Raw genomic sequence first — 20,245 nt, forward strand, 5'->3', positions numbered from 1 at the left:
GGGGCTCTTCTGTTTGTGCGCAGGGTCGGGCACTCTCGGCGCATTCTTCCTGGTGGAGTGGAACATGGCCGTCATGCGTGTCGTCGCCAACATCGCCACGTCTGATCCCGCCCGCGCCGCTGCATTCTATGGCGAGCTGCTCGGCATGCCGGTGGTGATGGACCATGGCTGGATCGTCACCCATGGCGGGCAGGGCAGTGCGCTGGCGCAGGTCAGCTTCGCCAGCGAAGGGGGTTCCGGCGCACCGGTGCCGGACCTGTCTATCGAAGTGGACAACCTGCAGGAGGTGCTGGAACGCATGCACGCGGCTGGCATCGCGCTGGACTATGGGCCGGCCGACGAGCCCTGGGGCGTGCGGCGCTTCTTCGTCCGCGACCCGTTCGGCCGGCTGTTGAACATCCTCGCCCACGCCTGAGCGACGGCGGGCGCTTCAGCGACGGGTGCCGCCACGCTTCGGCGCCGGCGACACGCCGACCATGCGCAGGCAATCGGCCACCACCGCCGCAATGAAGGTGTCGGCGTCCTGCGTGGGCGCAGCGATCAGGTCATCGGTGGCGCCATGTACGCCGGCATAGATCAGCGAGGCCGTGATCTGCGGTGCCGGCAGCTGCCACAGGCCTGCACGGGTGCCCGCCTCGAGGATGTCGAGCAGCTGCTGCTGGATGGCGTTGCGCTCGGCATTGCCGCGCTGGTGGTGGTGATGGTTGGCGTAGACGACGTCGTGCAGTGCGTGCGTGCGCACATAGGTCTCGATGTTGGCGCGGATCCAGGCGCACAGTCGCGCCACGCCATCGTGGGCAGGCTGCTGCTGAACGGCATGGTCGACCTCGGCCATGAACTGCAGCGTGTAGCGCTGCGCCAGCGCCTGCAGGATCTCGGTGCGCGAGGCGAAGTAGGTATAGAACGTGCCCTTGGCCACGTCGGCGGCGGCCACGATGTCACTGATGGTGGTCGCTTCCACGCCCTGTGACAGGAACAGCGCCTGCGCGGCGTCCATCAGCTCTTCCTGGCGGGTTTCAGCGGGTTTGGTGCGGGGCCTGGCGACTGCGGGAATCTGCATGGGGCGGGGTCCGGGTGCGACGGTCGCCATTCTAGCTTCCTCCGGCAATGACTGACCGCCGGTCATTGACTGACGGTCAGTCAGCAAACTACGATGCGCGCACGCTCCCTCCCGGCATCCGCACATGCAACGCTTCCGACGGCCGGCCCTGGTGCTGGCGGCCTACCTGGGCACCTTCCTCGCCTCGCTGGACATCAGCATCGTCAACGTCGCGCTGCCGACGCTGCAGCAGGCACTGCACACCGACATGGCCGGGCTGCAGTGGGTGATCAACGCCTATGCCATCGCCCTGTCCGCAGTGATGCTGTCGGCGGGGCCGCTGGGTGACCGCTATGGCCACCGCCGCATGTGGCTGCTCAGCGTGGCGACCTTCACCGTGGGCTCGCTGCTGTGTGCCTGGGCAGGCAGTCTTTCCGCACTGGTGGCAGGGCGGGCGGTGCAGGGGGTGGCCGGCGCCCTGCTGATCCCGAGTGCGATGCCGATCCTCAGCCATGCATTCCCTGATCCGCGCCAGCGTGCACGCGCGATCGGGGGCTGGTCGGCGTTCAGCGCGCTGGCGCTGGTGCTGGGGCCGCTGCTGGGAGGCGAACTGGTGCAGCGCGCAGGTTGGCCCAGCATCTTCCTGATCAACCTGCCGCTGGGCCTGCTTGCACTCGCGCTGGGGGCCTGGGGCATTCCTGAGCGACGGCATCCGCAGCACGCCGCGCTGGACCCGGCCGGGCAGCTGCTCAGCATCGTCGCGCTGGGTGCACTCAGTTACGGCCTGATCGCGATCGGCGAGCACGGCCTGCTGGCACCTTCGACCCTGCTGGCGCTCGGCATCGCAGCATCCGGCCTGGCGCTGTTTGCGTGGGTCGAGCGCCGCGTGGCGCGGCCGCTGCTGCCGCTGGACCTGTTGGCGAAGCCGGGTTTCGGCATGCTCAACCTGGCCTCGTTCGTGCTTGGATTCACCGCTTATGCGAGCCTGTTCTTCCTGTCGCTGTTCTTCCAGCAGGCGCAGGGACATGGGGCTGCGCAGGCCGGTGCGCAGCTGGTACCGCAGTTCGTGCTGATGGCGGTGGTGTCGCTGCTGTTCGGCCGTCTGGCGGCGTGGTTCGGGCTGCATGCCGCGCTGGTGACGGGCTATGCAATGACAGGCATGGCGCTGTGTGCGATTGCCACGTTCGAGCCGACTACAGCGCACGGCCAGGCCAGCGCACTGCTGATGCTGCTCGGCACTGGCATGGGGCTGGCGGTACCTGCGACCGGCATGGCAGTGATGTCATGCGTACCGGCCGAGCGTGCCGGCATTGCGTCGGCCACGATGAACGCGCTGCGCCAGGCGGGCATGAGCCTTGGCATCGCGCTGCTGGGCAGCCTGATGGGCCTGCGCGCGGTACGCCAGTTCACTGCGACCGCGCAGGCGGCAGGGCAGCCCGCAGTGGCCGCACAGGCGCGCACGCTGATCCTGCAGCCGTCGTCACTGCTGCCGGGGACGCAGATACTGGCCTGGTACCGCGGCGCGATGGCCAGCGGTTTCGGCTGGGCGATGGCTGTCGCCGGCGTGCTGGCCCTGTTGGCGGCGCTCGCCCTGTACCGCCAGTGCAGGCGCGCCTGAGTACGCTGCGGTCAGCCCTGCTGGCGTTGCGGCCCTTCCTTCGTCGGCGCGGGTTCGGCCGCGTGCTGCCGCTGTTGCCGTGCATTGGCGTGGCGCGCGTGCCCGCCTTCGCGGCCGATCGCTGCCATGTGCTGGCGATTGCGGCTGATCGCCTCGCCGCCCTTGCGGCCTGCCACGCGTGCCTCGGCCGGGCTGAACTCATGTGCATTGCCGGACGCATGCGCGGCGCGTCCACCCTTTGCGGCGATCGCGCGCTGCTTGTCCCGGTCCATCGAAGCGAAGCCACGATGGGAGGTGCCGTGATGCTGGTCAGCCATGTGAAGGCTCCCGGTGCATGGAAGGGGAGCTCATCCTTGCGTGTGCCCGGCTAAGGCAGTGTCCGCACCGGCGGTGCTGCCCTCACGCCACGCCGCACTGGCTTTCACGGCGCAACTACGCCGCTGCGCGATGAGCGCCGCTTGGCTAGGATGGACCGGCATGGCGGATGACCGCCCAGACAGGAAAGGACGCCGTGAACAGATTCGGATGGTTTGTACTGCTGGCCTGCGCTGCACCGGCCCATGCGGACACTGCGCTGCTGAGCGGCAGTTTCGTTCACTTCGGTTACTCGTCCACCGATGAGCAGCTGCCAGCGGCGCAGCTGCCGCTGTTCCTCGACGAACTGCGGGACCTGGGCAACGACACGCTCATCATCGGCCAGACCCGCGCCACCCGTGCCGGCGTGGGCTGCGCCAGCAGCGCGCAGGATTTCGAATGGATCGCCGGCTTCCCGGCCAAGCTGGGCACGGTGCTGGACGCGGCCGCAGCGCGTGGGATGAAGGTCGTGGTCGGCACCACCTACAGTTCGGGCCAGTGTGCGGCGTTCTGGCAGGGCTCGAACGCTGCAGCGGTGGCGCAGGACGCAGCGCAGTCGATGGCGCAGCTGGCCCAGCAGTACGCGATGCATCCGGCATTCGCCGGCTGGTACATCACCGATGAGCCCGCGCAGGTACCGGCCGATCGTGCGTCGTTCTATCGTTCAATCGTTTCCACACTGAAAGCGGCGACGCCGTCCAGGCCGGTGATGGTGGCGCCCTATCTGGCATCCTCCAGCGTCGACCCGGCCAGCGTGGCCAGTGCTGCGCTACGGTTCCGCTCTGCCACGGGGGTCGACGTGCAGATCTGGCAGGACGGCATCGGCGCGGCGTCGCACGCGAAACTGTTCCAGTGGGATCGACCGGGCTATTCCACCGAGCAGTACTACCAGGCGTTGTCGGCGCAGCTGGGCGCCAGCGCTGTGTGGGCCGACATCGAGCTGTTCAACCATGGCAGCCCGCTGTTCCTTGATACCGGTAACGGCCTGTCCGGTGCATACCGGTCGGCGTCGGTGCAGCGCATCAACCAGCAGTTGTGGAGCGCGCGTTCGGCTGGCAAGCGCGTTGCCTGGCTCAACCAGTACCACATGTCCGAAGTGGTCGGCCCCGGCCAGGGCTACGGCGAGGCGACGCGGATGATGAACACCTATCGCGGGTTGTACGGGCTGGGTGCCTCGTACATCGTCGATCCGGTGCAGACCACCTATCACTACAGCGTGGCGCCGGCGACCAGCTATCCCGACGGCAGCGGCCATGAGCTGTTCGACCGCCGGGTAGGCGACCCGCGCAATCCGATGGACGCGGGCTGGGTAGGCGTGCACGGCAACGTCAGCATCACCATCGATCTGGGCCAGCGCCGACGGGTGGACTGGATCGGCCTGCATACGATGACCCGCCCGGCCTGGGGCATCGTCACGCCGACTTCGGTGGAGGTGATGTGCGCCGAGCCCGGAACTGCCGCGGTAACCATCGGCACGCTGTCGGCACCCTTCACCCAGTCCGGCGTGATGGGCTCGACCGAAGAGGAGTACGTGCTCGGCAATGCAGCCCCCCTGGCTGCGCAATGCCGCACGCTGGAGCTGCGCGTGGCCAACGGCAGCTGGACATTCCTCAGCGAGATCGAGATGGCTGCAGAGCAGTAACGCCTCAGCGCCGGCGGGCGTCCTGCAGGCGCTGTGCGAAGGGCCGTTGTTCGAGCGCCACCAGTGCTTTGCGCAGCACCTGCTCCAACGACTGCCCCAGATCGGCATCGAGGCTGCGTGCCGCCACTGCGGTGGCCTGCCATTGCGCCTGCAGCACAGGCATCGCGCGCTGCGCGCGCGGGCTCAACTGCAGGATGCGTTCGCGCCCGTCGTCACCATTGGCAGTGTGCAGCCAACCATCGCGCACCATCGCCGCCACGGTCTGGCTGAGCGCCGAATGGCTGAGCCCGCAGGCCAGCGCGAGGTCCTTGATCCGGCAGGGGCCCTGCGCCATCAGCGTGCGCAGCACCGGCGTGTAGCGCGGCCGGTAGTCCAGTTGCAGGTGCCGGTAGGCCTGCTCGACGGCCGGGTCCAGCTGGTCGAGCAGGGCGCGCAGCAGGGTACCCAGTGTGGCGTGTTGGAGATCCATGAGTGGGATGATATATAAGCGCTTATATATCCTCAATGCGGGGTGGATGATGGCGGTCTCCTGGATGCTCGGCGCGCTGCTGGCGACGGCCTGCCCGGCGCAGGATGCGGTGCTGCAGGCGGCCGCCAGCGCCGTGCAGGCGCAGTACCTGGACGAGGCGGAGGCCGCCCGTATCGCCGATGCCCTGCGCAGCTGGTCGGCGCAGCAGCGGTATGCGGACAGCTGTTCGGATTCTGCTGCGTTCAGCGCACGCCTGAACCAGGACCTGGACATGTTCGATGGCCACTTCCACGTTGAGCGCGTGGACGCAGCTGCCGGCCAGGACGACTGGTTGATGGCCTGGCGTGCCGATGCCCGCAGCAATGGTGCCGGTGTGCGCGAGGTGCGGGTGCTGGAAGGCAACGTTGGCTACCTGCGGCTGAGTACCTTCTATCCGCTGGATCTGGCGCGGCCGAAGTTCGCTGCGGCCTTCACGCTGCTGGCCGACACCGATGGCCTGGTGTTGGATCTGCGCCAGAACGGGGGAGGCGACGATGCAAGTGCCGACCTGCTGGTGCGCACGCTGCTGGACGCGAAGATCGGCGCGGTGCAGCAGCTGGACCAGCGTGGCCGGCGCACGCCGGCACCGCTGCCGCCTGCCAGCCTGCCTGTGTACCTGAAGCCGCTGGTGGTGCTGATCGACCGGCGTACCGGTTCGGCGGCCGAGTTCGTCGCCTATTCGCTGCAGGCCCTGGGCCGCGCGCGCATTGTCGGCACGCGCAGTGGCGGTGCCGCGCATATGTTTGGTGATCCTGTGCTGCTGCCCGATGGCTATCAGATCAGCATTCCCGACCGGCAACCGATCAATCTGTGCACCGGCGGCAATTGGGAAGGCACCGGCGTGAGGCCTGATGTGGCCGGCGGCGACGATCCGCTGTTCATCGCGCGGCAACTGCTGGCGCCTGCGAGGTCGTCAAGATGAACGCACGATTGCATGGCTGTCCTATCGCAGATGCGCGAATGCATGCCTAGAATCGAAGCATCCCGGTAGTTCCCGGGCGCTTCGAGTGAATGGACTCAATGAAGATTCTGTTGACCGGCAGTTCCGGGCGCATCGGGCGCGCGATCTTCGGTGCGTTGGCGGCCGCCCACGAAGTGGTGGGGCTGGACCGCAGCCCGTTCGCCACCACGCGCATCATTGCCGATGTCACCGATCGCCAGGCGGTCACGCGTGCGGTGCAGGGCGTGGACGCGGTCATCCATACCGCGGCCCTGCATGCTCCGCATGTCGGCCTGGTGCCGGACGCGGTATTCCAGCAGATCAACGTGGAGGCAACCGCGCACCTGCTGCAGGCCGCACGCGAAGCCGGCGCACGGCGTTTCGTGCTGACCAGCACCACCGCGCTGTACGGCCATGCCGTGGTAGCCGGTGGCTGCCGTTGGATCGACGAAGACACCGAGCCACTGCCGCGCACGATCTACCATCGCACCAAGCTGCAGGCCGAGACCCTGGCTGAAGCTGCCGCCACGCCGGGCTTCAGCGTTCGCGTGCTGCGCATGGGCCGGTGCTTCCCGGAACCGCCCGAGCGCATGGCGATGTTCCGCCTGCATCGCGGCATCGACGCCCGCGATGTGGCCAGCGCACACGCTGCACTGCTGCTCGACGAAGGCGCCCGATTCGCCCGCTATCTCGCCTGCGCACCGACGCCGTTCCGGCGCGAGGACTGCCTGGAACTGGCCACCCACCCGCGCAGCGTGCTGGCCCGTCGCGCGCCGCAGCTGCTGGCCGAGTTCGAACGCCGTGGCTGGCCGCTGCCATTGAGCATCGACCGTGTCTACGACAGTGCCCGCCTGCGCAGTGAGCTGGGCTGGCAACCGTGCTTCGGGCCGGACGACGTGCTGCAGCAGTATGCCGTCGGCAGCATCGAGGTACTGCCGCGCGCGCAGTGGATCAAGGACCGCGTGGCCGAGTGAGGCCATCGCGACGGACGGGTGGCTGACCCGACCCTGAGCAGATTCAGGAATGTGCAGGCCGGTCGCCTCAACCTCGTTGGCGGGCGGCCGCTAACCCGGTGCGCTTCCAGCGCCGGGCCCGCCCGGCGGCCGGTGGCCTGCGCGACGGATCGCGCGCCTGCGCGGTGCCTTCGTGGTGCCGGTCGTCCTGAACTGCCTTGCGGACCCTCCCATGCCTTCTTCCCGTTCCGCCGCTGCCCGCCGCCCGGGCAGCATCGCCCACAAGCTGATGCTGGGCACCGCCGCGATCGCGCTGCTGTGCTTCGGCCTGACCGCGTTCCTGATCTACCGACAGGCCAGCGCCAGCCTTATCAGCGCCTCGCGCCAGACCATGACCAGCGAGGCGACCGCTGAGGCGCGCCAGGTGGCGGCCGATCTGGGCACCGCCTTTGCCAGCAACGATGCCATGGTTGAAAGCGTGCTGGCCCAGCGCGCCCGTGGTGACGTGCCCGACCGCGCCAGCCTGGCGGCGGTGCTGGGCGAGCAGCTGCGCGCCCATCCCGAATGGCTGGGCAAGAGCACCATGTGGGAGCCCGATGCCTTCGACGGCAAGGATGCCGAGTTCGTCAACACCGAGGCGCACGATGCCACCGGCCGCTACATGAGCTACTGGGCCTGGCAGGAGGGCAAGCCGCAGCAGTCGGTGATGACCGATTACACCGAGACCGCCAGCGGTTCCGGTGACTGGTACATGGTGCCCAGCCGCGACAAGCTGCCGAAAGTGAGCGAACCGTATGCCTACGACATCGCCGGGCAGCAGGTGCTGATGAGCACGCTGAGCACGCCGATCATCGAGAACGACAGGTTCCTCGGTGTGTTCACCGTCGACTTCTCGCTGGCAGCGTTGCAGAAGCACCTGGCCACGCTGAAGCCGATGGGGGCCGGCCGCGTCGAACTGCTGTCGCCGAAGGGCGTGGTGCTGGCCTCGGCCAATGCCGCCGAAATCGGCAAGCCTCGCAACGACGCACTGACCCGCAGCATGCTGGCCGAGATCGCCGCCGACCGCCCCTTCGAGGCCTTCAGCCCCGATGCGGCCGGCAACGTGCGCGTGTATGTGCCGCTGCGCGTGGGCGATGCCCCGCAGCGCTTCGCGCTGGGCGTGGTGATGCCGCATGCGGTGATCGTGGCCGAAGCGCGCCAGCTGCTGTGGCTGACCCTGCTGGTCGGCGTGATCGCCGCGCTGACCCTCAGCGCCGGTGTCTACATACTGCTGCGCCGCCTGGCGATCCGCCCGCTGGCCGAAGCGGTGCGCGTGGCCGGTGACGTCGCCGCCGGCAAGCTGGACAGCACCCTGCCGGCGCGCAGCAACGACGAAGTGGGGCGCCTGCTGGACGCGATGCAGGGCATGCGCGGCCAGCTGCAGGCGGTGATGGCTGCGCAGGCCGAAATGGCGCGCCGCCACGATGCCGGTGAACTCAGCTACCGCATGGATGCCGCGGCGTTCCCGGGCGAGTACGGCCGCATGGTGGCCGACAGCAACCAGCTGGTGGCCTCCAGCAACGCGGTCACCCAGCGCCTGGTTGAAGTGATGCAGCGCTATGCCGTCGGCGACCTCAGCGTGGACATGGAGGCGCTGCCGGGCGAGAAGGCGGTGTTCACCGCTGCGATGGCGACCACCAAGCGCAACCTGGCCGCGATCAACGAGCAGATCCAGCAGCTTGCCGCTGCGGCCGCCGCCGGTGACTTCGCCGTGCGCGGTGATGCACTGCGCTTCGACCACGATTTCCGCCGCATGGTGGAGACCCTCAACACCATGATGGAAGTCAGCGACCACAACCTGGCCGCACTGTCGACGCTGCTGCGCGCGATCGCCGCCGGTGACCTCAGTACCCGCATGCAGGGTGACTTCCATGGGGTATTTGCGGTGATGCGCGACGATGCCAACAGCACCGTGCAGCACCTGACCCAGATCGTCGGCCAGATCCAGCAGTCGGCAGCCAGCATCCGCCTGGCCGCCGGCGAGATCGCCGCCGGCAACAGCGACCTGTCGCGCCGTACCGAACAGCAGGCTGCCAACCTGGAAGAAACCGCCGCGTCGATGGAAGAACTGACCTCCACCGTGCGCCAGAACGCCGACCACGCGCTGCAGGCCAACGCGCTGGCCGGTTCCGCGGCGGGCGTGGCCAGCGAAGGCGGCCAGGTGGTCAGCCAGGTGGTGCACACCATGGAGCAGATCGAGGCGTCTTCGCAGCGCATCGCCGAGATCATCTCGGTGATCGATGGCATTGCGTTCCAGACCAACATCCTGGCGTTGAACGCGGCAGTGGAAGCGGCGCGCGCCGGTGAGCAGGGCCGTGGCTTCGCCGTGGTTGCCAGTGAAGTGCGCGCGTTGGCGCAGCGTTCGGCGGGTGCTGCGAAGGAGATCAAGGAGCTGATCGACGCCTCGGTGGCCCAGGTCGGTGCCGGTGCGCAGCTGGTGCACGGCGCGGGGCGCACCATGCAGGACATCGTCGGTCAGGTCGGTCGGGTCAACGAGATCATGGCCGAGATCTCGGCCGCGTCGCGCGAACAATCGGCGGGCATCGAGCAGGTCAACCAGACTGTGGTGCAGATGGACGAAACCACCCAGCAGAACGCCGCGCTGGTGGAGGAAGCCAGTGCCGCCGCGCGCGCGATGGAGGAGCAGGCCGAGCAGCTGGCGGTGGCGGTGTCGCGCTTCCGCCTGCAGGCCGAGCCGGCGGCCGTGGCACGCCGCGCGGCCTGATCGCGCAAATGAAGACGCCCGGCGGGGGCCGGGCGTCGGTTGCATCCTTGCCGCGCATCCCTGCGCCGGTCTGATGGCTTAGAACATTCCTTCAAACGGGTTCCAGCTGGCGCGACCTTCCACCTTCTCCAGGTAGTAGCTGTAGTTGGTGCTGGAGGCGACCAGCAGATTCATCGCGATGAACAGCATGCGCCCGACGACGTCGGGAAGGAACATGCTGACGATGGCCAGCGCGATGTTGATGCCGATGACCACCAGCGCCTTGCGCCACATGCCCAGGATCAACAGGTAGATCGCACCGAAGAACAACGCGAAGAAGTTCAGGTTGATCTTCAGGCGGTCACCGAACGACAGCGCCTTCCAGGCCTGCTTGAAACCGGGATTCTTGGGCGCGCCATGCTGGCGGAAGAAGTTGAAGCGGAACTGCCACTTCGGGCTGAACTGGGACAGGTCAGTGGTATTCATTTTGGGGAAACATCCCTGTGAGAAAACGTTTTCATGATAAGGCAAGTCCTATTCAGGATCCAAGGGCTGCCGTCAAAAATGTGACGCGTGCCGTGTTCCACGTGCTGCGGCCGGGTGCCGCACCGTCACCCGCCCGCCTTGTTTTTAGGATAGGGTGCGCAGTTCCGCTGCCGCCCCGGTTGGACCCGTGCGGCGGCGGGATGTCCATGGAGGTTGCATGACCACACCTGCTACACCGGAAAACGCACCGGGACCGGTGCTCCTGCCGACACCTGAAGTGGTGCAGGCACAACAACTGCTCGCACGCCAGCAACTGGCGGTGGCGATGGACCGTGCGCGCACGGCCGCCACGCGGGACGCGGCACCGGCCGCGCTGGAAAGCGAGTAACCCGCAATACCGTCGATCGCGCTGGCATGTCGCCAGCGCGATCACGGCGCGTGCCGCCGGTCAGAAGCGCGCGGTCATGCTGAGGAAGTAGCTGCGCCCGGCGACGAAGTAGTCGGTGGAGCCTTCCGCATACAGCTTCTTGTCGGCCAGGTTGCTGACGCCACCGCGCAGGGTCAGCACCTCGTTGACGTTCCATGCGACGGTCAGGTCATACAGGGTGTAGGCCTTGAGGAAGGTCGTGGCGGTGCCGGTCTGCTTGCCGGTGTACTGCGCCGACAGGCTGCCGGAGAACACCGTATTCGGCGACCAGTCCAGCGACGAGTAGCCGGAGAATTCCGGCGTATCGATCAGGTTGCGGCCGGTGGTCAGGTTCCTGGCTTCCTTCATCCAGGTTGCCGAGGTGCGCCAGCGCCACTGCTCGCCGAAGCGGACGTTGAAGTTGCCTTCCATGCCGCTGGTGCGCGCGCGCTGCACGTTGCTCATGCGCGTCCACCAGATGCCGTTGAAGCGGCCCAGCGGTGCGTATTCGATCTTGTTCCGGAAGTCGGTGTGGAAGTAGGTCACGCCAACATCGATCAGGTCATTGTCGAAGCTGATGCCGATCTCGCGGTTGGTGCTGGTTTCCGGATCCAGGTCCGGGTTGCCGGCCATGTAGCACCCGCCGCGGGTATAACCCAGCGGGATCAGCGAGGTGCAGCCACGGCCGCCGGACTGGGTGGCAGCGGTGGCCGAGTTCTCGGTCAGGCTGGGCGCACGGAACCCCTTGGAGACGCCACCGCGGATGGTCCACTGTTCGGCCGGATGCCAGACCAGGTACGCACGCGGGCTGACGTGGCCGCCGAACTTCTCATGGTGGTCCAGGCGCGCGCCCACGGTCAGGGCCAGGGTGCGGTGCAGCTTCAGTTCGTCTTCGACAAACAGCGCCCAGGTATCCACTTCCAGGCTGGAGCCGCTGACGGCGTTGCCGGCGTAGTCGATCGGCGCACGGCCGATGGTATCGGTGTTGGTCAGTTCCTGGCGCTTCCACTGCCCACCCACGGCAAACTGGTGTTCAACGCCCAGGGTGAACGGCGTGGTCAGGCTGCCTTCGATGATCGTGTCGGTGGCCTCTGAGCGGCCGGTGGCGCCGATGTCGTTCTTGTATTCGGTCCAGTACGCGCTGAGCCTGGAGGTGCCGAAGCTCCACGTGCCATCGTGGTTGAGCGCCAGCGAGCTGCGCTTGAGCTCACTGGCTCCCCAGGCGCCTTCGTCCTGCTTTTCCAGCGACGCATCGATGAAGGCCTGCTGCACGCCATGGCCGGCTTCCAGCGACAGTTCCTGTGCGTCGCTCAGCTTCCACTGCAGCAGCGCATCGACAGTGCGGTCCTTCTCGCCGGCGTAGGCATTGCCGTAGACACCGTGGTTGGACTGGTCCGAATCACGGCGCATGCTGTTGGCACCGATGCGCAGGGCGAAGCGTTCGCCCAGTGGGCCGGAGAAGGTCGCGCCGATCTGCTGGGTATCGCCGCGCTTGCCATCACCGGGACGGGTGTAGCTGTGGGTGGCGCTGCCGTTCCATTCGTCGCCGATGCGCCGGGTGATGATGTTGATCACCCCGCCCATGGCGTCGGAGCCGTACAGCGAGGACATCGGCCCACGCACCACTTCGATGCGTTCGATCTGGTCGGGCGAGATCCAGTTCAGGTCCTGGCGGCCGAGGTCGGGGCGGTAGTTGGTCGCGGCCGAGCTGCCCATGCGCTTGCCGTCCACCAGCACCAGCGTGTAGTTGGACGGCATGCCGCGCAGCTTGATCTTGGACTGTTCGCCGACGGCGCTGAGGCCGCCGGTCACGCCCGGCACGCGGCTGAGCAGGGTGGCCAGGTCGGGAACCGGCTGGCGCTCGATGTCCTCACGGCTGATCACGCTGATGCTGGCCGGGGCATCCTTGATCCATTGCTGGCTGCCCGAGGCGGTGACCACCACGGTATCCAGATCCTTGGTGGAGGCATCGGCGCCGGCCTCTGCAGCGGCCAGGCCTGGCAGGGCCAGCAGGCAGGCGGAGGCCAGGGCAGGGGCCAGGCGGGTGCGCGGCAGGCGCGCGGAACGGGAACGGGACGATGGGGACATGGCGGCTTCCATGGGAGGTGGGGTGACCCGGTGGAAGCAGCAGGCGCAGGCAGACAGCAGGCAGCCACCCTTCCGTGGGTCGTCGGTGCGCGCGGTGTGGACCGGCGCAGCTGGGTGGGTCGCGGCCGTGCGGAAGACGGTGACCTGCCTGGTTAATGAAATGATAACCGTTCGCGTTTGATACGATCCAGTACCCGGGGCGATGCAATGACATCTGGCCATCCCCCGACGTGATCGCCTGCTATTTGCTGAATGGGGATAAATCCCGGCGTAGGCCTTCGCACCCGGCTTACATCCAGCGCCCTAGACTGGGCCGCATTTTCGATTCCGCCCCGTTGGAGATCGTGTGGGTTCCGGTAGTGACAGACATCGACTGTGCGGCCTGAAGCCGACACAGTCTGGACAAGTGCGGGCGCCGGGAAAGCGCGCCGGGAACCTTGGTGCATGCAGCCCGGCCGGGATGGCCGGCCGTGCCGACGGCGCGGAGTAGGCGGCGATGGGGGTGCAGACCATCCATGCGGAAGCAGAAACGCCCCGGCTCGACGCCGGCTGGGCGCTGCTGCCCGCTGAATCTCCGTTGCAGATGCCCGAACAGACCCTGCGCGAAGGTGCACTGAAGGTCCGGCGGCATCGCACGTCGCCGCGCCTGATCGGCCTGCGCCGGCTGTACGTCTTCGGTGGCACGCTCGGCATGACCGCCGTGGCCACGCGGATGATGTGGCGGGTGCTGTCGGCCAATGGCATCAGCGTGCTCGAAGCCTGCCTGCTGGTGCTGTTCGTTGGCCTGTTTGCCTGGATCGCCCTGTCTTTCGCCAGCGCCCTGGCCGGCTTCCTGACCGCCGTGTTCGACCGTGGCTATCGCCTCGGCATCGACCCGGACAAGCCGCTGCCGACCGTGCACAGCCGCACCGCGCTGCTGATGCCGACCTACAACGAAGACCCGCGCCGCCTGCTGGCGGGCCTGCAGGCGATCTACGAGTCGGTGGCGGCCACCGGCCAGCTCGGCCGATTCGATTTCTTCGTGCTCAGCGATACCCGTCGCGAGGACATCGCCGCTGCCGAGGAGCGGGTGTTCGGCGAGCTGCGCGAGCGGGTGCCGGACGGCCAGACCCGCCTGTTCTACCGTCGCCGTGGTGACAACAGCGGGCGCAAGGCCGGCAACATCGCCGACTGGGTCCGTCGCTTCGGCGGTGCCTACCCGCAGATGCTGATCCTCGACGCCGACAGCCTGATGACCGGCGACAGCATCGTGCGCCTGGTGGCCGGCATGGAGCACAACGCCGACGTCGGCCTGATCCAGACCCTGCCGTCGGTGATCGGCGGCCGCACCCTGTTCGCACGCATGCAGCAGTTCGGTGGCCGCGTGTACGGGCCGGTGATCGCCCGTGGCGTGGCCTGGTGGCATGGCGCCGAGAGCAACTACTGGGGCCACAACGCCATCATCCGTACCCGCGCCTTCGCCGACCACGCCGGCCTGCCGGCGCTGCCGGGGCGCAAGCCGTTCGGCGGCCACGTGCTCAGCCATGACTTCGTCGAAGCAGCGTTGATGCGTCGTGGCGGCTGGGCCGCGCACATGGTGCCCTACCTCGGTGGCAGCTATGAAGAGGGCCCGCCGACGCTGACCGATCTGCTGGTTCGCGACCGCCGCTGGTGCCAGGGCAACCTGCAGCACGGCAAGGTCGTGGGCAGCCGCGGCCTGCACTGGATCAGCCGCACGCACATGCTGATCGGCATCGGCCACTATTTCACCGCACCGATGTGGGCAATGCTGATGCTGATCGGCATCGCCATCCCGCTGTTCCAGGAGGGCATCGACTTCAATGCCCTGCTGCACCTGTCGCCCAGCGTGTACTGGCGCGCACAGGACGAAGAGCAGGTGGTGCGCCTGTTCGCCGCCACCATGGCGGTACTGCTGCTGCCCAAGGTGCTGGGCTACCTGGCGATGCTGCTGGACCCGGTCGACCGCCGCGGCTGCGGCGGTGCGATCCGTGCCTTCGTGTCGATGCTGGTGGAGACCGTGCTGGCCGCGCTGATGGCGCCGGTGGTGATGTACGTGCAGTCGCGGGGCGTGGCCGAAGTGCTGTCCGGCCGCGATTCCGGCTGGGATGCGCAGCAGCGTGACGACGGCGGCATCTCGTGGCTGGCACTGATCCGCGGCTACGGTGGCCTGGGTGTGTTCGGCGCCTTCATGGGCGTGCTGGCCTGGGCCGTGTCGCCGTCGCTGGCGGCGTGGATGGCGCCGGTGGTGATCGGCATGGTATTGGCCATTCCGGTGGTGGCGCTGACCTCCTCGCGTGGTCCGGGCGCCTTCCTGCATCGCCTGGGCCTGCTGGACATTCCCGAAGAGAACATCCCGCCACCGGTACTGGTCCGCGCCGCGCAGCTGCGGCGCGAAGCGGCCGAGCAACCGCCGCTGTACTGATTGCCCCACGCCAGCGGCATAATGCGGCTCGAACTTGAAGGAGCCGCATCATGCTGCAAACGGTGGAACAGGAAACCGGCGCCTCGCCGCAGTGGTCGGTGATCTGGCTGCACGGCCTCGGCGCCGATGGCCATGATTTCGCGCCGATCGTGCCGGAGCTGGTGCGGCCGCACTGGCCGGCGCTGCGCTTCGTGTTCCCGCACGCACCGGTGCGGCCGATCACGATCAACAACGGCGTGCCCATGCGCGGCTGGTACGACATCGTCGGCATGGACTTCCGGTCGCGTGCCGACATGGCCGGCGTGCAGGAATCGGTGGTGCAGCTGGACGCGCTGATCGCGCGCGAGATCGAGCGTGGCGTCGCGGCGGAGAAGATCTTCCTGGCCGGCTTCTCGCAGGGTGGTGCGATCATCCTGACTGCTGCGCTGTCGCGTACCGCGCCGCTGGCCGGCGTGATCGCCCTGTCCACCTATCTGCCCGAAGCCGACAGTGCCACGCGCGTTGAAGGCGCGGTGCAGGTGCCGGTGTTCATGGCCCATGGCAGTGGCGACCCGGTGATTCCGCAGGCCGTGGCGGCCCACAGCGCACAGGCGCTGCGTACGCTGGGCCTGGACGTGGCGTGGCACAGCTACCCGATGGCCCACCAGGTCTGTGCCGAGGAAATCCAGGCACTGGGTGACTGGCTGCAGGAACGGCTGGGCGCGGCCTGAGCCATGCCCCTGGCCAGCCCATCGCCGTGGATGCCGGAACTGTGCCGCCTGCCGCGGCTGGCGGCGATGCTGGGCCTGGCCGAGCTGGTGGTGGTGGTGCTGGCGCTTGCGCCGGATGGCAGCCGCCACTGGACCGTTGGCGAGCTGCTGTCGGCCAGCGGCTTCGCGCTGTGGCTGGCGCTGGCCGTGACCGCCAGCCTGTGCCTGCTGCGGCAGGCGCTGTCCAGGCTGCCGCAGGTGATGGGGGCGGTCGCTGCCATCGCACTGGCGGCCCTGATCGCGGTGGTCTGCGCCGGCATCGTGCACGCGCTGTACGCGGTGCTGGGTGACAGTTTCGCCAACGGCATCAGCTTCTGGCGCTTCACCCTCGGCAGCGCCGCCACCACCGCGCTGATCAGCGCGCTGGCGCTGCGCTACTTCTATGTCAGCGACCGCTGGGCGGCCCAGGTGCAGGCCAATGCGCGCGCGCAGGCCGATGCGCTGCAGGCGCGCATCCGCCCGCATTTCCTGTTCAACAGCATGAACCTCATCGCCAGCCTGCTGCATCGGGACCCGGCGGTGGCCGAGCGTGCCGTGCTCGACCTGTCCGATCTGTTCCGTGCTGCGCTCGGTGCAGGCGAGGGCGATTCCACCCTGCGCGACGAATGCGAACTGGCCGAGCGCTACCTGTCGATCGAATCGCTGCGCCTGGGCGAACGCCTGCAGGTGCGCTGGCAGCGTGACGAGCCGCTGCCGTGGGACCTGCCATTGCCAAGGCTGGTACTGCAGCCGCTGGTGGAAAACGCCGTGCTGCATGGCATTTCGCGCCTGCCCGAGGGCGGCACCATCGAGCTGCAGCTGCTGCGCGAGGGCAACGATCTGCAGATCCGCGTGCGCAATCCCGCGCCTGATCCGCAGGCGCCCGGGCTGGCCCTGGCGCGGGGGGCTGGCCATGCCCAGCACAGCATCGGCCATCGGCTGGCCTGGCGCTTTGGCAGTGCCGCGCGGATGACGGCTGGCTGGAGCGAGGGCTACTATGCCTGCCAGGTGACAGTGCCGATCCAGTGAGGGGACGATCGTGAGGGTAGTCATCGCCGATGACGAACCACTGGCGCGTGAGCGCCTGCGCAGCCTGTTGGCCGCACAGGACGGCGTGGACGTGGTGGCCGAGGCCGGCAACGGCGAGCAGGCCCTGCACGCGTGCGCGGAACTGCAGCCGGACCTGGTCCTGCTGGACATCGCAATGCCTGGGCTGGACGGCCTGGAAGCAGCCCGCCACCTGGCCAGCTTCGAACCGCGGCCGGCGGTGGTGTTCTGCACTGCCTACGATGCGCATGCGCTGTCGGCCTTCGAAGCGGCAGCCATCGATTACCTGATGAAGCCGGTGCGCGCCGAACGCCTGGCAGCGGCGATTGCACGGGCACGCACGTTCCTGGCCGGTCGCGATGGCCAGCCGCAGGCGCACAGCGGGCAGCAGGCACGCAGCGTACTGTGCGCACGCCTGCGCGGCAGCCTGCGGCTGATTCCGCTGGACGACATCCACTACCTGCAGGCCGAAGAGAAGTACGTGGTGGTGCACCACGCGCGCGGCGAGGACCTGATCGAGGAATCGCTGAAGTCGCTGGAGGAAGAGTTCGCCAGCCGCTTCATCCGCATCCATCGCAACTGCCTGGTGGCGCGGCACGAGCTGGTGGAGCTGCGCCGCGGCTCCGGCGGGCAGGTGCAGGCGGTGCTGCGGCATGGCAGGCAGCCGCTGGAAGTCAGCCGCCGCTGTGTGGCGACGCTGAAGCAGGAACTGCGGCATCTGTGAGTGGTCCCGCGCGGCCTGCGGCCGCGACTGCTATGAAATCAACAGCAACAGCAACAGCAACAGCAACAGCAACAGCAACAGCAACAGCAACAGCGGGTCATGGCTCGTTGTTTCTACGTGCTGGGCTGGGCCGGGCCGGGGTGGGGCGGCGGGACACGCTGCAAGTACATCCATGTAAGCTCGATGGCGCCATCCATGGCGCCAACGGTCCCGCCACCCCACCCCGGCCCAACCCTCTCGTTTTTCCCGCGTCGGACGGCAAAGGCATTGTTGTTATCGGGTGGGGGAAGAGGGGTCAGATCCCTTTTCCTGCGGAAAAGGGATCTGACCCCGGAAGCCGTCGGCTGTTGCCTTTGCTTCTGCACTCTTTTTTTTGATCTTCCGTGGCTGGCGCACACGGAAACTGTCAGGGGCCGGGGCGGTGGGGTCATGCGGGGTGTCCGCGGCATGGGCCCGAGGCATGCCTCGGGCGGGTTGGGCAGGACGCCCAACCCCGGTCTTGCCGTGTGCGCAGGACAGCGCACACGAGCAAGCCGCGGCCAAGCCCCCAGGGATGGGTTCACGGCGTCCCCGCATGACCCCGCCGCCCCGGCCAAGCGCGGCTGTTGCTTTCACGACCCCTCCGCCAGCCACGAGGGGCTCCGCCGTTGGCCGTATCCGCGCCGAAGGCGCGATAATGACCGGATGGAAACCGTCCGCATCGCCACCCGCAAGAGCCCGCTCGCCCTCTGGCAAAGCGAACACGTCGCCAACCGCCTGCGCCAGGCCCATCCCGGGCTGCATGTGGAACTGGTGCCGATGAGCACCCGCGGTGACGAGGTGCTCGACCGCTCGCTGGCCGCCATCGGTGGCAAGGGCCTGTTCCTGAAGGAGCTGGAGCTGGCCATGCTGCGCGGTGAGGCCGACTGCGCCGTGCACTCGCTGAAGGATGTGCCGATGGAACTGGACGAACCCTTCGCGCTGCCGGCGATGCTGACCCGCCACGATCCAGCCGATGGTTTCGTCTCCAACCTGTACGCCTCGCTGGACGCGCTGCCGATCGGTGCGCGGGTCGGCACCTCATCGCTGCGCCGCCAGGCCCAGCTGCGCGCGCTGCGCCCGGATCTGGAATTGCTGGACCTGCGCGGCAACGTCAACACCCGCCTGGCCAAGCTCGACAATGGTGGCTACGACGCCATCGTGCTGGCCGTGGCCGGCCTGGAGCGCCTGGGCCTGGGCGGGCGCATCGTCGCGCGCCTGCAGCCGCCGCAGTGGCTGCCGGCACCGGCGCAGGGCGCGGTGGCGGTGGAGTGCGACGGTGGCAATACGCGCCTGATGGCGCTGTTCGCCACGCTTGATGACGCCGCTACGCGCGCCTGCGTGGAAGCCGAGCGGGCGATGAACCGCGCGCTGCATGGCAGCTGCCACGTGCCGGTGGCGGCCATCGCGCAGTGGCAGGGCGACGACCTGCACCTGCAGGGCCTGGTCGGCAGTGCCAGCGATGGTCGTGCGGTGCGCGCCGAGGCGGTGGGACCGGCCCGGGATCCGGAGGCGCTGGGCCAGCGCGTGGCGAAGATGCTGCTGGAAGCCGGTGCCGGCGAACTGCTGAACGTCTGAGCTACCGCCGGTAGTGCCGGCCGCTGGCCGGCAACCGCGTGCCCAGTTGAATGCAGTTGCCGGCCAGCGGCCGGCACTACCGGAAGAAGAACGGGCGCCCTGGGCGCCCGTTCTGCTTACTTGAACTTGTAGACCACGTTCATCGTGGTCAGCGTATCGGTCTTGCGCTTGTCCTCGGCCACGTCACTGTTGTAGCGCGCCTGCCAGCCGGCCTTCAGTGCCAGGTGCTCGTTCATGCTCACCGAGACACCGAAGTCGTTCTGGCCGAAGGTGTTGTACGAACCGGATTCGACCAGCAGCGTGTTGACCAGGTCGGTGTTGTCAGTCAGCGAATACTTCATGTCGAACAGGCCACGGCCGATCAGGCCGGTGCGGGTGCGGTCGTCCTCGGTGCTGTGGGTGCGGCGCACACCGGGGCCGATCTGCGCGTCGAACGAGAAGCGCTCGGTGTTCCACAGGCGGGTGCCGTAACCCAGACCGAACGAGCTCTGGCGGTCGTAGGTGGCGAAGTCGTCGCGTTCCGTACGCACCGTCGCGGTCAGCTGGCGGTGTTCGCCCAGCTGCAGCGCGCTGCCGGCACTGCCGGTGTAGCGGTTGGCGGTGGTGTTGTTGCGGCGGGTGGTGGTGCCGTCGTCGTTGGTTTCGGTCACCTTGGAGCTGGAGCGCAGGCCGAACAGGTCCATGCTGTGCACCCAGTCACCGTCGGTGTAGCGCAGGCGCAGGCGGCCGTTGAAGCTCTCGGTGCTGCTGTTGCCGCGTGCCGAGGCAAACCCGAGCTCGCCACCACTGCCACTCCACGGCGAGGACATCGCCGCCAGTTCGGAGGCATCCTGTGCGTATGCGAGCGGCGCACACAGCAGCAGGGGGACCAGCAGGGACACGCGCAGGGACATCGAGGCTTCTCCGAAACGGTTGACAGCCGGTGATGATACTGGAAGCGTGATGGCGGTC

18 protein-coding genes are annotated in these 20,245 nt (G+C 68.0%); 12 read left to right on the forward strand and 6 right to left on the reverse strand.

The features are described from left to right. Nucleotides 1–64: 64 nt before the first annotated feature. The gene (locus J3A72_RS05330) at nucleotides 65–415 is read left to right on the forward strand and encodes a VOC family protein (protein WP_032958352.1); all 351 of its coding nucleotides are present in this window, start codon (nucleotides 65–67) and stop codon (nucleotides 413–415) included. Between the two features lie 15 nt (nucleotides 416–430). Here J3A72_RS05330 and J3A72_RS05335 read toward each other — a convergent pair whose 3' ends face one another. Beyond that, entirely contained in the window at nucleotides 431–1,060 is a 630-nt protein-coding gene (locus tag J3A72_RS05335) for a TetR/AcrR family transcriptional regulator (RefSeq protein ID WP_046432686.1), read from the reverse strand. Nucleotides 1,061–1,184: 124 nt separating this feature from the next. On the opposite strand from J3A72_RS05335, the gene J3A72_RS05340 reads away from it, so the two are divergent. Then, nucleotides 1,185–2,657 (forward strand): MFS transporter, encoded by a 1,473-nt coding sequence (locus J3A72_RS05340; RefSeq protein WP_134965934.1) that lies wholly within the window; start codon nucleotides 1,185–1,187, stop codon nucleotides 2,655–2,657. 11 nt (nucleotides 2,658–2,668) lie between these two features. Here the strand turns inward: J3A72_RS05340 and J3A72_RS05345 are convergent, their stop codons facing one another. Further along, complete coding sequence (locus J3A72_RS05345) at nucleotides 2,669–2,974, reverse strand: KGG domain-containing protein (RefSeq protein WP_046432675.1); 306 nt, start codon at nucleotides 2,972–2,974, stop codon at nucleotides 2,669–2,671. A 194-nt stretch (nucleotides 2,975–3,168) separates the two neighbouring features. Here J3A72_RS05345 and J3A72_RS05350 point away from each other — a divergent pair, with 194 nt between their 5' ends. Then, the gene (locus tag J3A72_RS05350) at nucleotides 3,169–4,653 is read left to right on the forward strand and encodes a DUF4434 domain-containing protein (RefSeq protein ID WP_075076423.1); all 1,485 of its coding nucleotides are present in this window, start codon (nucleotides 3,169–3,171) and stop codon (nucleotides 4,651–4,653) included. Nucleotides 4,654–4,657: 4 nt separating this feature from the next. On the opposite strand, the gene J3A72_RS05355 is transcribed toward J3A72_RS05350, so the two are convergent. Then, nucleotides 4,658–5,122 carry a MarR family transcriptional regulator gene (locus J3A72_RS05355; RefSeq protein WP_014648520.1) on the reverse strand — a complete coding sequence of 155 codons (465 nt, stop codon included), beginning with the start codon at nucleotides 5,120–5,122 and terminating at the stop codon, nucleotides 4,658–4,660. 49 nt (nucleotides 5,123–5,171) lie between these two features. Here J3A72_RS05355 and J3A72_RS05360 point away from each other — a divergent pair, with 49 nt between their 5' ends. The 3 genes from J3A72_RS05360 (at nucleotide 5,172) to J3A72_RS05370 (ending at nucleotide 9,818) form a co-directional block, all read left to right on the forward strand. Next, complete coding sequence (locus J3A72_RS05360) at nucleotides 5,172–6,083, forward strand: S41 family peptidase (RefSeq protein ID WP_209572150.1); 912 nt, start codon at nucleotides 5,172–5,174, stop codon at nucleotides 6,081–6,083. Between the two features lie 98 nt (nucleotides 6,084–6,181). After that, the gene (locus J3A72_RS05365; RefSeq protein ID WP_014648518.1) at nucleotides 6,182–7,075 is read left to right on the forward strand and encodes an NAD(P)-dependent oxidoreductase; all 894 of its coding nucleotides are present in this window, start codon (nucleotides 6,182–6,184) and stop codon (nucleotides 7,073–7,075) included. A gap of 211 nt (nucleotides 7,076–7,286) precedes the next feature. After that, a complete protein-coding gene (locus J3A72_RS05370) occupies nucleotides 7,287–9,818 on the forward strand; it encodes a methyl-accepting chemotaxis protein (RefSeq protein WP_032958364.1) in 2,532 nt (843 codons plus the stop codon). A 78-nt stretch (nucleotides 9,819–9,896) separates the two neighbouring features. Here the strand turns inward: J3A72_RS05370 and J3A72_RS05375 are convergent, their stop codons facing one another. Further along, nucleotides 9,897–10,283 (reverse strand): DUF2628 domain-containing protein, encoded by a 387-nt coding sequence (locus J3A72_RS05375; RefSeq protein WP_014648516.1) that lies wholly within the window; start codon nucleotides 10,281–10,283, stop codon nucleotides 9,897–9,899. 217 nt (nucleotides 10,284–10,500) lie between these two features. Here J3A72_RS05375 and J3A72_RS05380 point away from each other — a divergent pair, with 217 nt between their 5' ends. Continuing rightward, nucleotides 10,501–10,671 carry a hypothetical protein gene (locus tag J3A72_RS05380; RefSeq protein ID WP_005419553.1) on the forward strand — a complete coding sequence of 57 codons (171 nt, stop codon included), beginning with the start codon at nucleotides 10,501–10,503 and terminating at the stop codon, nucleotides 10,669–10,671. Nucleotides 10,672–10,731: 60 nt separating this feature from the next. Here J3A72_RS05380 and J3A72_RS05385 read toward each other — a convergent pair whose 3' ends face one another. Continuing rightward, nucleotides 10,732–12,777, reverse strand: coding sequence for a TonB-dependent receptor (locus tag J3A72_RS05385; protein ID WP_075076422.1), 2,046 nt, complete (start codon nucleotides 12,775–12,777; stop codon nucleotides 10,732–10,734). Nucleotides 12,778–13,273: 496 nt separating this feature from the next. Here J3A72_RS05385 and mdoH point away from each other — a divergent pair, with 496 nt between their 5' ends. The 5 genes from mdoH to hemC all read left to right on the forward strand — a co-directional run bounded on the left by mdoH (nucleotide 13,274) and on the right by hemC (nucleotide 19,294). After that, complete coding sequence (gene mdoH, locus J3A72_RS05390; protein WP_075076420.1) at nucleotides 13,274–15,199, forward strand: glucans biosynthesis glucosyltransferase MdoH; 1,926 nt, start codon at nucleotides 13,274–13,276, stop codon at nucleotides 15,197–15,199. Between the two features lie 50 nt (nucleotides 15,200–15,249). After that, on the forward strand, nucleotides 15,250–15,909 hold the full coding sequence (locus tag J3A72_RS05395; protein WP_046432661.1) for an alpha/beta hydrolase: 660 nt from the start codon (nucleotides 15,250–15,252) through the stop codon (nucleotides 15,907–15,909). 30 nt (nucleotides 15,910–15,939) lie between these two features. Then, a complete protein-coding gene (locus tag J3A72_RS05400) occupies nucleotides 15,940–16,956 on the forward strand; it encodes a sensor histidine kinase (RefSeq protein ID WP_041864274.1) in 1,017 nt (338 codons plus the stop codon). A 10-nt stretch (nucleotides 16,957–16,966) separates the two neighbouring features. Beyond that, nucleotides 16,967–17,698 carry a LytTR family DNA-binding domain-containing protein gene (locus J3A72_RS05405; RefSeq protein WP_014648511.1) on the forward strand — a complete coding sequence of 244 codons (732 nt, stop codon included), beginning with the start codon at nucleotides 16,967–16,969 and terminating at the stop codon, nucleotides 17,696–17,698. A gap of 684 nt (nucleotides 17,699–18,382) precedes the next feature. Further along, nucleotides 18,383–19,294: a hydroxymethylbilane synthase gene (gene hemC / locus J3A72_RS05410; RefSeq protein WP_014648510.1), complete on the forward strand. Its 912-nt coding sequence runs from the start codon at nucleotides 18,383–18,385 to the stop codon at nucleotides 19,292–19,294. Between the two features lie 116 nt (nucleotides 19,295–19,410). On the opposite strand, the gene J3A72_RS05415 is transcribed toward hemC, so the two are convergent. Next, on the reverse strand, nucleotides 19,411–20,187 hold the full coding sequence (locus J3A72_RS05415) for a DUF481 domain-containing protein (RefSeq protein WP_014648509.1): 777 nt from the start codon (nucleotides 20,185–20,187) through the stop codon (nucleotides 19,411–19,413). Nucleotides 20,188–20,245: the final 58 nt, after the last annotated feature.

The organism is Stenotrophomonas sp. PvP093 (assembly GCF_017876915.1).
Classification (GTDB): domain Bacteria; phylum Pseudomonadota; class Gammaproteobacteria; order Xanthomonadales; family Xanthomonadaceae; genus Stenotrophomonas; species Stenotrophomonas muris.